This window comes from Peribacillus sp. GL_122 (assembly GCF_057835005.1).
Genome location: NZ_CM174415.1, coordinates 740,543 through 753,004, shown reverse-complemented (window position 1 = coordinate 753,004; position 12,462 = coordinate 740,543). Strand labels below are relative to the sequence as shown.

The window sequence follows — 12,462 nt, the reverse complement described above, 5'->3', positions numbered from 1 at the left end:
GGATATGGCTTTGAAAATCAACAAATGGAAGAGGATATCTTAGCGGATATCCTCTTTTATGCTCCCAATATCACTAGCGCCTTTTTTTAATCACAATTTTATTATAAGACGTTATAGCCATTGCGCAAATCAGGGCTGTCCCCAAGAATGTTAACGAATATAAAGAAGGTGAAATTACCTTACCGAATACTGTTTCATTCTGGAGCGCCCCTGCTTGTTCCCATGCATTTTCAATGTCCGGTTTATATCGGCTCGTTTTTATGGACCCCACCATTATCGCACTCCCAAAATATAAAGCATGAATGATGATTGAACCCATGAATGCTTGAATGACTATCCTCATTCCCACGCCCCCAATACCCTTATATTACCACATAACCAAATGAGAGCCTTTATTCAATACGTTCTTTTTCTTTATACGCCTTCATCATTTTTTGGTGGGAAACCGGAAATGCCAACTCCTCCATCTCTGCTTCACTCACCCACTTAAGTTGCTGTTCTCTAAGTGTCTCTTCACTGATGGCATCTTTGACCACTCCAATATATGTGTCCACTTTCCAAACGAGATGTGAGAAAACATGTTCAATTCTCACAAGCGATTCAGTGATTTCAGGTTTGACGCCATACATTTCCTGAAACCGACTCTCGAAGAATTCCCGCTTATGCAAAAGGGATGAATGGTTTTCGAAGTTCGGATATTCCCAAAGATTTGCAAGCAATCCTTCTGATGCTCGCTTGTGAATTAAAAATTCACCTTTTTCATTCGTTAAAACGGCCGCTACAATTGGTACATCCCGTGTTTTTTTCTTTTGGATTTTCACCGGCAATTCCGACTGAACCCCGGATTCAAATGCTAGACAATGACTTTGAACGGGACATAATAGGCAGGCAGGCTTACCTGGTGTGCAGATTAATGCTCCAAGTTCCATCAAGGCTTGATTGAAGGCAGAGGTATGTTCATGATCGATCAGCTTTCTGACGGCAGCTTCGAATGTTTTTCTAGTCTTTGGCTTTGCTATGTCTTCATATATCATCAATATCCTTGATAAAACACGCATGACGTTTCCATCAACAGCTGGCTCAGGCTTGCCGTATGCGATACTAAGAATCGCACCAGCTGTATAAGGGCCGACACCTTTCAATTTTGAAATTTCCTCGGGATCATCCGGTACGATTCCATTATATGATGCCTTCACTTCCTGAACGGCACTATGCAGATTCCTTACACGTGAGTAATATCCCAGCCCCTCCCATGCTTTTAGGATTTTCTCTTCATCGGCATTAGCAAAATCCTCGAGTGTTGGGAACCATTCCACAAATCGGTTGAAATAAGGAATCACCGTGTCCACTCTCGTTTGCTGCAGCATTATTTCAGAAACCCAAACACGGTATGGATCCTTATTTTCCCTCCATGGCAATTCTCTTTGTTCTTCGAGAAACCAGGAAACCAAATCTTTTTGAAATTCTTCGATTTTTATTTTTTCTATTGTCGGGATCGTTATTTCTTTCACATCAGTTCCTCCAAAGATGTTAAACTCTTATCAAAAAGGGGAATACCTATAGTAGGTCATTCTTTTTTTAATATCATGTTCATATCCATTTATTTGTAACAGGCATGGAAAAAAGTAAAAATTTTATTCATTTGATGGTTAATATATAAATACGGTATGATGAGAGAAGACCATTTTTTTCAAATTGTGGCAGGGAGGTTAGTTTTTTGGATACAGGTACTCACTTTGTCATGGGAATTGCTCTTGGAGGTCTTGCCACATTAGATCCTGTCATTGCGCAGAGCCCAGTCACTGCAAGTGCAGTCATAGCAGGTACAATATTGGGATCACAAGCTCCAGACATTGACACCGTTTTAAAATTAAGGAATAACGCTGTATATATTCGAAATCACCGTGGAATCACGCATTCCATTCCCGCTGTTTTACTTTGGCCCTTGATTATCAGCGGAGCACTTTTCGCCATCATACCTGAAGCAAATTACCTTCATCTTTGGCTTTGGACCTTTTTAGCCGTATTCCTTCATGTATTCGTGGATATATTCAATGCTTATGGGACCCAGGCTCTTAGGCCAATTTCATCAAAATGGGTAGCTTTAGGGGTCATCAATACATTTGATCCGTTCATTTTTGGAATACATGTTGCCGGCCTGATATTATGGGGCTTTGGATTTCCTCCAGGCTATTTATTTCTTTCCATTTACGGAATACTCGTCATTTACTACATTTCCAGATTCAGGGAACAAGCTTTTATAAAAAAAATGGTCCGACGGCAAATTCCTGGAGCAAGGAAAATTCTTTTATCACCGACCATGCGTTTTCACCGCTGGAAAATTGCGGTTATTACCGAAAAGAATTATTATGTGGCACGAGCCGATAATGGATATGTGACGGTACTTGATACGTTCGATCGAGTGCCATTACCTGAAAGTGAAATTCTCGAAGCCGCCAAGAAGGATATCAACTTGGCAGCCTTTCTGTCCTTTTCCCCGGTTTACCGCTTTGAAATTGAACAGATAAAAGAATATTATGAAGTCCGTTTTATCGATTTAAGATACCGAAGCAATGGATATTACCCGTTTGTGGCAGTGGTCCATTTAGACAGCGAATTGAATATCTTGAATTCTTATACCGGCTGGATCTTTAGCGAAGCGAAACTGCAGAAGAAATTGAATATTATTTTGTAATCGCTGTATATTGAAAAAGAGCTGATTCCAGGGAACCCTCTCTGGAATCAGCTTTTTTAATGCAGTCGATTCTGCTGATTTAATAACTGTCGATATTTAGGGTTCTTTGCAATGAATTCGTGGAATTGCTCACCGTAGTTATCAATCCAGGTCCTTACAACACGCGATGTCATTTCTTCTCCGGCATATTCATGCCCAGCCTTTGCATAGGTCGCTTCGAAATCTTCCCATAATAATTCCACCCAAGTCAAAGCTTGCTCATACGTGATGTGTTCATTTTTCTCAAGCAGTATCTTGGTTAATCTTTCATGGTAATCATTCATTAGAACCACCTCATTGCCAATATTTTTACAGAATGAACTATACTGTCCCATACCCATACTAGTTGTAAGCGGAAACGCTTCTTTCTTTAATCTGATGCTTGGAGGAGAAAAATTTGCGAAATAAACAAAAAGGATTCCCCAACCAAAACAATAATAAATTCCATGGCGAGCCTCGTGCAAAGGCAAGATATGCTTCAAAGCGTGCAGATGGCAGTATTAATACACACCCTCAAGAAAGAATGAAAGCATCAAACGAGCGATCGAATTAACAGGTACACCAGAAGGAATCGGGTTTCTTCCCCGGTTCCTTTTTATTTCAGCATTGAAATCGGAAGTGCTTCTTCCTTACCGCTACCGCCTAAGCGGTAACCCCAGGCAAATACGCCGTTCATATAATCAATTTTGAAATAGACTCCGGGATCTCCGTCAATTTGATATATTTCACCTTTTTTGAAATCATCCGGATTTAACAAATAGGCCTTGGCCATCGTCACTTTTCGTTCCAATACGGAGTATTCATTAACCATTCCCAATTGCTCTGCTTTTCTCGCTTTTTCAGTCAACGCTGCAATTTCCTGTTGTAGTTCATAGGCGGACAACTTGCTGTATCTTACGTCGCTCATATATATGACTCCTTAAATGAAATATTAATTTACTTCTATATTAAACAAAATTTAGTGATTTGGCTATCGATGCACTTAATCCCCATCAGGATTGGAAAGATAACGCTCAATCAATTCTATTGGAAAACCTTTTCGGTATAATGCCTGCTTCATTTTTTGTTCATATTCGAAGCCTTCATGGTTTTTATATCGGCGTTGCATTTTTTCGGCATGGTGGCAAAGAGAATCCCATTGTTCATCTTCATCCTTTTCAACCGTCACATCTTCAAGTGCTTCATGGATGACATCTCTAGGGAAACCTTTCCGTAACAAGGTTTGTTCAACTTTCAGCCTTAAAGCTCGTTCGGAAATGTTTTTTTCCTTTTTGACCGCTTTTCCAGCAAGTTTCCTTGAATGTTCAATCTGAATATCATAGGGGTATTCCTTCAATGCCTCGACAACCAACTTGTCTTGCACCCCTTTTTCCTTAAGCTCGAGCTTAAGGGTAGTGGGCCCTTTATTGCCTCCATTCACATGGGTCCGTACGTAAGCCTTGGCAAATTCAAGGTCGTCTAAATAGTTAAAGCTGTATAGTTTATGTATCGCTTCTTTAATGATCGGCTCTTCCGTCTCCTTCTTTTTTAAATAAAGGCGAATTTCCGATTCCGAGCGCATTCGATATGATAAATAATTAAGTGCATCGGTAAATGCTTTTTGGATTTCATCATGGAATTGTATTTCAGCCAAAATCAGGTCATCAAGTTCCATGCCCTTTTTCAAATGAAATTTCAATAGCACTTCTTCATCTACACTGAAGGCATATTTTTCGTCAACGAAAATATTATAACGATCTTTACGTTTCTTTTGGGTTGTTATTTTTGTTATGTTTGGCATAAATCCACCCCCACCCCTACTTTACCCCTTTACGTTTACCATTTCTATATATAGCATGTCTAAAAATGAAAAAAGAACATGGGCATGTTAAAGTGAAGGAGAGAAAGGGAAAGGAAGTGGTTTTCATGAAAATTGCCATTGCTGGTGGAAGCGGTTTTGTCGGCACAGCCCTTATTGATGAATTATCAAAGGCAAATCATGATATATATATTTTGACACGTCATCCCGAAAAATTTAAAAAACAGACTAATTTGACATATATCGGCTGGTTGACCAAGGACGCAAAGCCGGAAAAGCACTTGGCGGGGCTTGATGCTTTCATAAACCTTGCTGGTGAATCCCTGAACAGCGGGCGTTGGACACCTGAACGAAAACGCCGGATTGTCGAGAGCAGGGTCGAAGCCTCCAAAGAGATGAACCGGATCATTTCCATACTGCCCGATAAAGTGTCCGTCATTATTAATGCAAGTGCAATCGGATATTATGGTACTTCGGAAGATGAGACCTTTACCGAAACCTCTGAATCCATTGGTGATGATTTCTTGGCCCGTACTGTTCAACTATGGGAAAAGGAAGCGGCTAAATCACGCCCTTACAGTAAAAGGTTGGTCCTAACAAGATTCGGGGTGATTCTGGGAGAAAAAGACGGCGCACTGCCAATGATGGTTCTCCCTTATAAACTTCTCGGCGGTGGAAAGATGGGCAAAGGGAATCAGTGGCTTTCCTGGATTCATATCCATGACGTGGTCCGTGCAATCATCTTTTGCATGAACGATCAACGGATAGAAGGTCCAGTCAATTTTACGGCACCGAACCCCGTTCAAATGGATACATTCGGGAAAACGATAGGAGCTGTCCTGCACCGGCCCCATTGGTTACCCGTACCTCCCTTCTTCCTCAAGAAACTGCTAGGGGAAATGAGCATACTTGTGCTTGAAGGACAAAATGTCCTTCCCACTAAACTTAAAGAGGTAGGATTCACCTTCTCCTTTCCAACCCTTAAAGAAGCTTTACAAAATATCTTAAAAGAAGATTCTCACGTATGAAAGGGTCATTTTAGGAAAAAATAGGGATATTAAGTGAAATGGAGATGATCTAATTGCTCAAAAAACACGATAAAGAGAAAAGTAACTTAACTAGTACCCAAGCGATTCTTTATGCTCGCGAATTTAAAAAGGCAGATCGAGCTGGTGGATATACCGAGAAGAAATCCCGTCGTTAGTTTGGAGTTTTTTCCCGTACATTTTGAACAGCCACTCAACACAAAATAAGCTGGAGATGATTAGTGAATTCATCTCCAGCTTATTTTTTATTCTAGGGGGCGCTAACATGGGACAAAATAACATACACCATAATCGAGATAAGAACAAACAAAAACTTCCTCAGGTTCCTAAAAACCTGAAAAGTGACGGACTTGACGTTGAATATTCTTCCGAACTGGCTGACCAGGAAGACATCGAGGCACAAGCCCGGGCCAATGCGGCTGACCGCCGTGCTCATAATCGCCGTTAATAAGCAGGATAAACCAAACCAAGGGGGAGTAAATCAGCCCCTTGTGTTTTCTTTATTTACATAGCTTATCCACAACCCTGTGTATATTGTGGATATATTCTGAAAATACTGACAAACTATAAGTACAATAACTCACCTTATTAACATGAAAATAATGTTATTTCTGGATAACCCTGTGGATTATGTGGATAAAAGGGATGTTATGCTAATCACGCTGCATTTTTGTTGTGGATAACTATTCTCTCTTCTTGATTTGTTCCACAGGATTATTATTTATATAATAGTTCATCTATATCTTTTACGGTCTTTATTAAATTTCTTCCTTCCAAGTATTATCGCATGCGAAGCAATACTATATGACTTTTCCACCCTAACTTGTCAGTGGTTTTATCGGCTACTGACCCCGGCATTAAAGAAGGTTCCCCAAACTTTTACCATCAACATTTTCTTCCAACTGTTTACGAAGCAAGAATTTTTGTATCTTCCCGCTTGCGTTTCGAGGCAGCTCATTACAGAAGATATATCTTCTTGGACGTTTATAGTTCGCAAGTGTAACACTGTTTTTACACCAGGTTTCTAAATCTGTTTCCGCTAGCGAAGGGTCTTTGGCTACGATGAAGGCCGTCACCATTTCCCCCCATTGATCATCCGGCTGACCCAGTACTGCACAGTCGAGAACTCCTTGGTGCTCATATAGTGTATCTTCCACTTCACGTGGATAAATATTTTCCCCTCCAGAAATAATCATGTCGTCCACCCGGTCCTTGACCCACAGATATCCATCTTCATCCAGGAAACCGATGTCACCGGAATGGTACCAGCCTTTGTAAAGCGCCTTTTCGGTCTCTCTATCTTTTTGAAAGTAACCCTTCATGATACACGGACCCTTCACAAGGATTTCCCCTGTTTCCCCAGGTTCCAGCCTATCCTCGGGATCCGATGGCCCTTCGTCATTCGGACGGGCAATGATGATTTCATGATCGGAACATGCCTTGCCGGCAGAACCCGCTTTCCTAATTTGATCTTCCTCCAATAGGAGAGTGATGGCGGGACCCATTTCAGTCATTCCATAAGCTTGGATGAACTGGATGCCGAGTTTCTCCTGACAGGCACGTACAAGTGTTGGAGCCATTGGGGCTGCTCCATAAAGCCCAAGCCTCAAACTCTGGAATTTGTACTCATCCAAGTTTTCCTGGATGAGCATGTTCCACATCGTAGGTGCAGCAAAAAACTTGGTGACTCCTTCGGATTCAATCAGTTCCATGACCTTTTTGGGATTAAACTGATGTAATATGACATTTGCGGCACCGACCTGTATGCGAGGTAAAAAGGAACAGTGCAATTCAGCACAATGAAACATCGGTGCAGTGATCAAACCGATATCAGAGCGTTCATACTTCATGGCCTCTTTTAAAATCTCGGCATGTTTGACCATGTCTTTATGAAGGTGAATGACCCCTTTGGGGCGTCCGGTTGTCCCGCTCGTATACATGATGGCATAGATATCATCTTCGTGAACGTCCACTTCATCTGGCTTCGATGAGATACTGGCCATTTTCTGGCGGTAACCTTTTGCATATCCAGGCACATCATCATCAATATACCAAAAAGCCGTTGTCGGAAATCGTTTTTCAACCGCGGCAACGTTCGATTCCAATTCGTGTTCGAATAAAACGACCTTTGGAGCAGCGTCGTTCAAGATGAAGGCCAACTCTTCCGGCATTAAACGGAAGTTGATCGGGTTAAAGATTGCACCGATTTTTGCACAGGCAAAGAATGCTGTTGCAAGCTCTTCATTGTTGTAAAGGTACGTAGAGACCCTGTCCCCTTTTCGCACCCCTTCCGCTTGAAGGGCCGCCGCCAACCTATTCACCTGCTCATTCCATTGAATGTACGTATAGCGGATATTTCTTCTCACGTCGTATATAGCTTCTTTAATGGGGAATTTCTGAACCGTCTGATCAAAGATATTTTTAATCGTTACTGACATATCATGTTCCTCCTCAAGTAACCACCATCAACAGGAAGAGTTCAGGCAAAGCCTGCAGATGGTCGGCTTCATCCCTTTTTCAGCTTTTACTTTCGTGCGAATTATGAATGTTCATAAATGGATAGTCCGGCTTCAGTCCAATCTTTCAATGATGGTTGCATTTGCCATGCCGTGGCCTTCACACATTGTTTGCAGCCCATAACGGCCGCCCGTCCTTTCTAACTCATGGATCATCGACACCATCAATCGGGCCCCGCTTCCGCCAAGAGGATGACCCAAGGCAATTGCCCCGCCATTTGGATTCAGCTTTTGGGGGTCTGCCCCCGTTTCTTTTAGCCAGGCAATCGGTACAGGAGCGAAAGCCTCATTCACTTCAAAGATATCGATATCATCAATTGTAAGACCTGCTTTTTCCAAAGCTTTTTGGGTGGCGGGAATCGGTCCCGTAAGCATCAGGGTGGGATCTGACCCGACAACAACCCGTGTATGCACTTTAAAGCGCGGTTTCACTCCAAGTTCTTCGGCTTTACTGCGTTCCATCAATAATAAAGCGGCAGCACCGTCACTGATCTGACTTGAGTTCCCTGCATGGATTAAACCGCCTTCTTGAAAAACCGGTTTCAATCCAGCAAGTACTTCAAGCGTAGTTCCATCCCTTGGGCCTTGATCTTCCGTAACTTCGATTTGATTTCCTTCTTTATCAGTACCCGTTACTGATATCATTTCACGGATAAAATGCCCTTCTTTTTGAGCACGTATTGCCTTGGCATGGCTCTCAACGGAAAACTGATCACAATCTTCCCGTGTTATTCCCCACTTATCGGCGATTCTCTCAGCTGACAAACCTTGGTTGATCACCTCATACGAGTCCATATACTTTTGGCTTGTTACAGCACCTTGATAATTAGACCCCATGGGAACTCGTGACATGTTTTCCACACCACCGGCCACTACCACATCCATATCACCTGACAAGATGGCCTGGGAAGCGAAATGGACTGCCTGCTGACTTGATCCGCATTGACGGTCAATCGTCGTTCCCGGCACTTCAATCGGAAATCCGGCAATCAGTGCAGCAACCCTTGCTATATCACCAGCCTGTTCGCCCGACTGTGAAACACAACCTAAAATGACATCATCGACAATAGCCGGATCGATGCCCGCCTTTTCAATCAGCTTCTTCAATACTTCCCCTGCCAGATCATCTGGGCGAACGTCTTTCAAGACACCGTTCCTTCTGCCTACTGGCGTGCGGATCCCTTCAACGATAACCACTTCCCGCATATACTCTCTCCCCTTCTCATCCTTTTATTATAGACCCAGATTCTTAGCGATGATTTTCTTCATGATTTCATTTGTCCCGGCATAGATGCTTGCTACCGGAACATCCCGATACCTTCTGGCAATCTTGTATTCCTCCATAAATCCATAGCCGCCATGGAGCTGCATGCATTCAATGGATATTTTTCTGGCAGTCTCCGTCAAACGCCATTTTGCCATCGAAACTTCCGTTACAACCTGTTCACCAGCCATATGTTTGGCGATCAATTGATCTAGGAAGGCACGCCCCATTTTGATTTCCGTTGCCATTTCCGCGATTTTGAATTGGGTATTTTGAAACTGACTTACGGATTTTCCGAACGCTTCCCTGCCCTTCACGTACTCAATCGTATCGGCCAGCATATCCTCAGATGCGGTTTGAGCACAAATTGCTACCACAAGGCGTTCCTGCTGCAGTTTTTCCATTAAGTAAGTAAACCCCTTGCCTTCTTCACCAAGCAGGTTTTCCTTAGGAATACGGCAATCCTCGAAGATGAGTTCTGCTGTATCCTGACAGTGCAAGCCAAGTTTCTTCAGTTTTCGCCCCCTGGAAAATCCGGGTGTATCCCTTTCGACCACGACTAAGCTAACGCCTTTATGTTTCGGAACGGCGCTTGGATCCGTTTTACAGGCAACGATGACCAAATCCGAATGAATGCCATTTGTGATGAATGTCTTTTGGCCATTTAATATGTAATGATCTCCATCCAAAATGGCAGTCGTTTTAATATTGGCCAAATCCGAACCTGTGCCAGGCTCTGTCATGGCAATGGCTGTAATGATTTCCCCTGTCGTGCATTTAGGTAGCCAGCGCTGTTTCTGCGACTCATTTCCGTATGCGGAAATATACGGAACGGTGATGTCACTGTGAAGTCCAAAACCAATGAAACCAGAACCGACTCTTTCCAATTCTTCATTAATTATGACAGCAAAGCCCCAATCTACCCCGGACCCCCCATAATCTTCACCAAGGTCCGGACATAAAAAACCCTGTTCCCCCATTTTCACCCAGAATGACCGGGGAATTATCCTCTCTTCTTCCCATCGTTCATAGTTGGGAACTGCTTCTTTCTCTAAAAACTTTCGGAATGACTTACGGAAAATTTCATGATCTTCACTTAGGTATGGATGCTTCATCTGTTTTCTCTCCTCTCCATTTCTTTGTCCGAGGCTCTTTTTCCAGATTTACATGGATTGCCCTGAAGGAATTAACAACTTACCTGGGTGACATTCTAATGGCCCCATCAAGTCTGATGGTTTCCCCATTCAGCATTGGATTCGTTATGATGCTTTCCGTTAGTTTAGCGTACTCTTCGGGATACCCGAGCCTTGGTGGGAATGGCACGGTTTTACCTAATGACGTCCTAGCTTCTTCAGGCAATGAATCAAACATCGGAGTATGGAATAGACCGGGTGCAATCGATACGACACGTATCCCTTTAGTGGCAAGTTCCCTTGCGATCGGCAAAGTCATAGCAACAATCCCCCCCTTAGAGGCACTATATGCGGCTTGTCCGATTTGTCCTTCAAAGGCAGCTACCGAAGCTGTATTGATAATGACCCCACGCTCCCCCTCTTGGTTCGGTTCATTTTCGACCATTTTTTCCGCCGCAAGCCGGATTACGTTAAACGTACCGATCAAATTGATCTGCACGACATTTGAGAACGCTTTCAATTCATGTATACCTTTTCTGCCTATGACCTTCTCTGCAATCGCAATGCCTGCACAGTTGATGACCGTATTGATGCTCCCGAATTTTTTCATTCCTTCATCCAATGCTACCGATACGCTTTCCTCACTAGTTACATCCGTTTTAATAAACAGCACTGAATCTCCCAATTCCTGAGCCATTTTAGTGCCGTTTTCTTCCGAGAGGTCAAATATGACCGCTTTTCCACCTTTTTTAATGATGTTTCTTACTGTCGCAGCTCCCAGACCAGAAGCCCCGCCTGTCACAACTGCAATGGTTTCTTGAATTTCCAAATTCCCACCCCATTTGTTTTCTAGAATATATATTCATCTCTCACTATCATCAAAACCTATTTTCAAGATTAATTTCACCGCTTGCCTGTTTCATCGTTCACTTTCAAGTCATGAAGGGTTTCGGTAAAGCCTTTGATTACCTGTTCAAAATCCTGCTTCAACCCATCCAGCTCTTTAATGCGTTCATTAATTTCGTTTAATTTCTGTCCTGCAGTTTCAATCGTTTTTTCCAATTGCTTAATGCCTGTCCTATCCTTATCGAATAAAAGGACTATATCCTTTATTTCCACTAACGAAAAACCATATTTCTTACCGCGCATTATGATTTTGAGCTGTGCATATTCTTTCTTTCCATAAACTCTTTTTCCCGATTCAGTACGCTTTGGCCTAAGCATACCCAGTTCCTCATAATATCGGAGGGTCCTTGTCGTCAATCCGAATTCTTTTGCTAACTCAGAAATGGTGTACATGTTAAAACCACACTTTACAAAGGGATTATTTACCTTTATTTTAACATTGACGTTAACGTAAACTTCAATAAATATTCACAAAATTTATAATATATAAAACTGCATGAAAGATTTATATTGATATACTATGGGTATATTCTTTTAAAAGAAGGGAATGATCGATCAATGCTATGTTCAAAAATATTAGTTGCTTATGATGAATCTGAATTGGCTCTTAAATCTTTAGAAAAAGCGATTGAATTAGCGAAGCTGGATCCCGCTATAGAAATCCAGGTACTTCACGCTGTAACGCTGCCGATCAAACCAAATATATATGGCAATGCCTTTCAGGAAATCGAAGAATCCATGCTCAAATATGGCAAGGAAGTGATTAAAAAAGCGGAAGCGCTTTTATCCGAAATCCCGAATGCATCCCAGACATTTGTCGTAGAGGGTTCAGCCATCACGACTTTATTGGAACATGCAAAATCCCAGAATTGTGATCTTATCATCATGGGCAGCCGCGGATTGAGTGGTTTCAAGGAATTCTTAGGCAGCGTGAGCCACTACATCGTTCAACATTCCCCAGTGCCCGTCTTGTTGGTCAAATAAAATTTACGGCAGATACTCTTGCCAGCCCTTTCATAAGCTGGGTTCCCCTTTGGAGTCCAGCTTATTTATGCGTGCATGAAA

Annotated in this window: 16 protein-coding genes; 6 read left to right on the top strand and 10 right to left on the bottom strand. The window is 42.4% G+C overall.

Going from position 1 to position 12,462, the window contains the following annotated elements:
• Positions 1-73: 73 nt before the first annotated feature.
• Positions 74-343, bottom strand: a complete 270-nt coding sequence (locus AC3ISB_RS03585; RefSeq protein WP_098370612.1) for a hypothetical protein — start codon at positions 341-343, stop codon at positions 74-76.
• Between the two features lie 49 nt (positions 344-392).
• Positions 393-1,511: an A/G-specific adenine glycosylase gene (gene mutY / locus AC3ISB_RS03580; RefSeq protein WP_098370611.1), complete on the bottom strand. Its 1,119-nt coding sequence runs from the start codon at positions 1,509-1,511 to the stop codon at positions 393-395.
• Between the two features lie 206 nt (positions 1,512-1,717).
• Between mutY and AC3ISB_RS03575 the strand changes: the two genes are divergently transcribed.
• Entirely contained in the window at positions 1,718-2,695 is a 978-nt protein-coding gene (locus AC3ISB_RS03575; protein WP_489275574.1) for a metal-dependent hydrolase, read from the top strand.
• A gap of 56 nt (positions 2,696-2,751) precedes the next feature.
• Here AC3ISB_RS03575 and AC3ISB_RS03570 read toward each other — a convergent pair whose 3' ends face one another.
• Positions 2,752-3,018 (bottom strand): YfhJ family protein, encoded by a 267-nt coding sequence (locus AC3ISB_RS03570; protein WP_098370609.1) that lies wholly within the window; start codon positions 3,016-3,018, stop codon positions 2,752-2,754.
• 113 nt (positions 3,019-3,131) lie between these two features.
• On the opposite strand from AC3ISB_RS03570, the gene AC3ISB_RS03565 reads away from it, so the two are divergent.
• Positions 3,132-3,287 (top strand): small, acid-soluble spore protein K, encoded by a 156-nt coding sequence (locus AC3ISB_RS03565; protein WP_098370608.1) that lies wholly within the window; start codon positions 3,132-3,134, stop codon positions 3,285-3,287.
• 42 nt (positions 3,288-3,329) lie between these two features.
• Here AC3ISB_RS03565 and AC3ISB_RS03560 read toward each other — a convergent pair whose 3' ends face one another.
• Positions 3,330-3,641, bottom strand: a complete 312-nt coding sequence (locus tag AC3ISB_RS03560; RefSeq protein WP_034305394.1) for a YfhH family protein — start codon at positions 3,639-3,641, stop codon at positions 3,330-3,332.
• Positions 3,642-3,716: 75 nt separating this feature from the next.
• On the bottom strand, positions 3,717-4,514 hold the full coding sequence (recX, locus tag AC3ISB_RS03555) for a recombination regulator RecX (RefSeq protein WP_141994498.1): 798 nt from the start codon (positions 4,512-4,514) through the stop codon (positions 3,717-3,719).
• Positions 4,515-4,639: 125 nt separating this feature from the next.
• Between recX and AC3ISB_RS03550 the strand changes: the two genes are divergently transcribed.
• From AC3ISB_RS03550 to AC3ISB_RS03540, 3 genes are all read left to right on the top strand, one after another.
• Positions 4,640-5,560, top strand: coding sequence for a TIGR01777 family oxidoreductase (locus tag AC3ISB_RS03550; RefSeq protein WP_489276847.1), 921 nt, complete (start codon positions 4,640-4,642; stop codon positions 5,558-5,560).
• A 53-nt stretch (positions 5,561-5,613) separates the two neighbouring features.
• A complete protein-coding gene (locus tag AC3ISB_RS03545) occupies positions 5,614-5,736 on the top strand; it encodes a YfhE family protein (protein ID WP_081088510.1) in 123 nt (40 codons plus the stop codon).
• Positions 5,737-5,843: 107 nt separating this feature from the next.
• Positions 5,844-6,026, top strand: a complete 183-nt coding sequence (locus tag AC3ISB_RS03540) for a YfhD family protein (RefSeq protein ID WP_141994499.1) — start codon at positions 5,844-5,846, stop codon at positions 6,024-6,026.
• Positions 6,027-6,435: 409 nt separating this feature from the next.
• Here the strand turns inward: AC3ISB_RS03540 and AC3ISB_RS03535 are convergent, their stop codons facing one another.
• The 5 genes from AC3ISB_RS03535 to AC3ISB_RS03515 form a co-directional block, all read right to left on the bottom strand.
• Positions 6,436-8,016: a fatty acid--CoA ligase gene (locus AC3ISB_RS03535; protein ID WP_480339880.1), complete on the bottom strand. Its 1,581-nt coding sequence runs from the start codon at positions 8,014-8,016 to the stop codon at positions 6,436-6,438.
• Between the two features lie 132 nt (positions 8,017-8,148).
• Entirely contained in the window at positions 8,149-9,300 is a 1,152-nt protein-coding gene (locus AC3ISB_RS03530) for a thiolase family protein (RefSeq protein ID WP_141994501.1), read from the bottom strand.
• Between the two features lie 27 nt (positions 9,301-9,327).
• The gene (locus AC3ISB_RS03525) at positions 9,328-10,473 is read right to left on the bottom strand and encodes an acyl-CoA dehydrogenase family protein (protein ID WP_141994502.1); all 1,146 of its coding nucleotides are present in this window, start codon (positions 10,471-10,473) and stop codon (positions 9,328-9,330) included.
• A gap of 79 nt (positions 10,474-10,552) precedes the next feature.
• Positions 10,553-11,320, bottom strand: a complete 768-nt coding sequence (locus AC3ISB_RS03520) for a 3-hydroxyacyl-CoA dehydrogenase (RefSeq protein ID WP_098370603.1) — start codon at positions 11,318-11,320, stop codon at positions 10,553-10,555.
• Between the two features lie 74 nt (positions 11,321-11,394).
• On the bottom strand, positions 11,395-11,790 hold the full coding sequence (locus AC3ISB_RS03515) for a MerR family transcriptional regulator (RefSeq protein ID WP_098370602.1): 396 nt from the start codon (positions 11,788-11,790) through the stop codon (positions 11,395-11,397).
• Between the two features lie 165 nt (positions 11,791-11,955).
• Between AC3ISB_RS03515 and AC3ISB_RS03510 the strand changes: the two genes are divergently transcribed.
• The gene (locus AC3ISB_RS03510) at positions 11,956-12,381 is read left to right on the top strand and encodes a universal stress protein (RefSeq protein WP_137020306.1); all 426 of its coding nucleotides are present in this window, start codon (positions 11,956-11,958) and stop codon (positions 12,379-12,381) included.
• Positions 12,382-12,462 lie beyond the last annotated feature (81 nt).

Bases quoted from the DNA above. Each gene is read 5' to 3' on its own strand.
- AC3ISB_RS03585 (WP_098370612.1), bottom strand. From the start codon at position 343: ATGAGGATAGTCATTCAAGCATTCATGGGTTCAATCATCATTCATGCT.
- AC3ISB_RS03570 (WP_098370609.1), bottom strand. From the start codon at position 3,018: ATGAATGATTACCATGAAAGATTAACCAAGATACTGCTTGAGAAAAAT.
- AC3ISB_RS03560 (WP_034305394.1), bottom strand. From the start codon at position 3,641: ATGAGCGACGTAAGATACAGCAAGTTGTCCGCCTATGAACTACAACAG.
- recX (WP_141994498.1), bottom strand. From the start codon at position 4,514: ATGCCAAACATAACAAAAATAACAACCCAAAAGAAACGTAAAGATCGT.
- AC3ISB_RS03550 (WP_489276847.1), top strand. From the start codon at position 4,640: ATGAAAATTGCCATTGCTGGTGGAAGCGGTTTTGTCGGCACAGCCCTT.
- AC3ISB_RS03540 (WP_141994499.1), top strand. From the start codon at position 5,844: ATGGGACAAAATAACATACACCATAATCGAGATAAGAACAAACAAAAA.
- AC3ISB_RS03535 (WP_480339880.1), bottom strand. From the start codon at position 8,016: ATGTCAGTAACGATTAAAAATATCTTTGATCAGACGGTTCAGAAATTC.
- AC3ISB_RS03530 (WP_141994501.1), bottom strand. From the start codon at position 9,300: ATGCGGGAAGTGGTTATCGTTGAAGGGATCCGCACGCCAGTAGGCAGA.
- AC3ISB_RS03525 (WP_141994502.1), bottom strand. From the start codon at position 10,473: ATGAAGCATCCATACCTAAGTGAAGATCATGAAATTTTCCGTAAGTCA.
- AC3ISB_RS03515 (WP_098370602.1), bottom strand. From the start codon at position 11,790: ATGTACACCATTTCTGAGTTAGCAAAAGAATTCGGATTGACGACAAGG.
- AC3ISB_RS03510 (WP_137020306.1), top strand. From the start codon at position 11,956: ATGCTATGTTCAAAAATATTAGTTGCTTATGATGAATCTGAATTGGCT.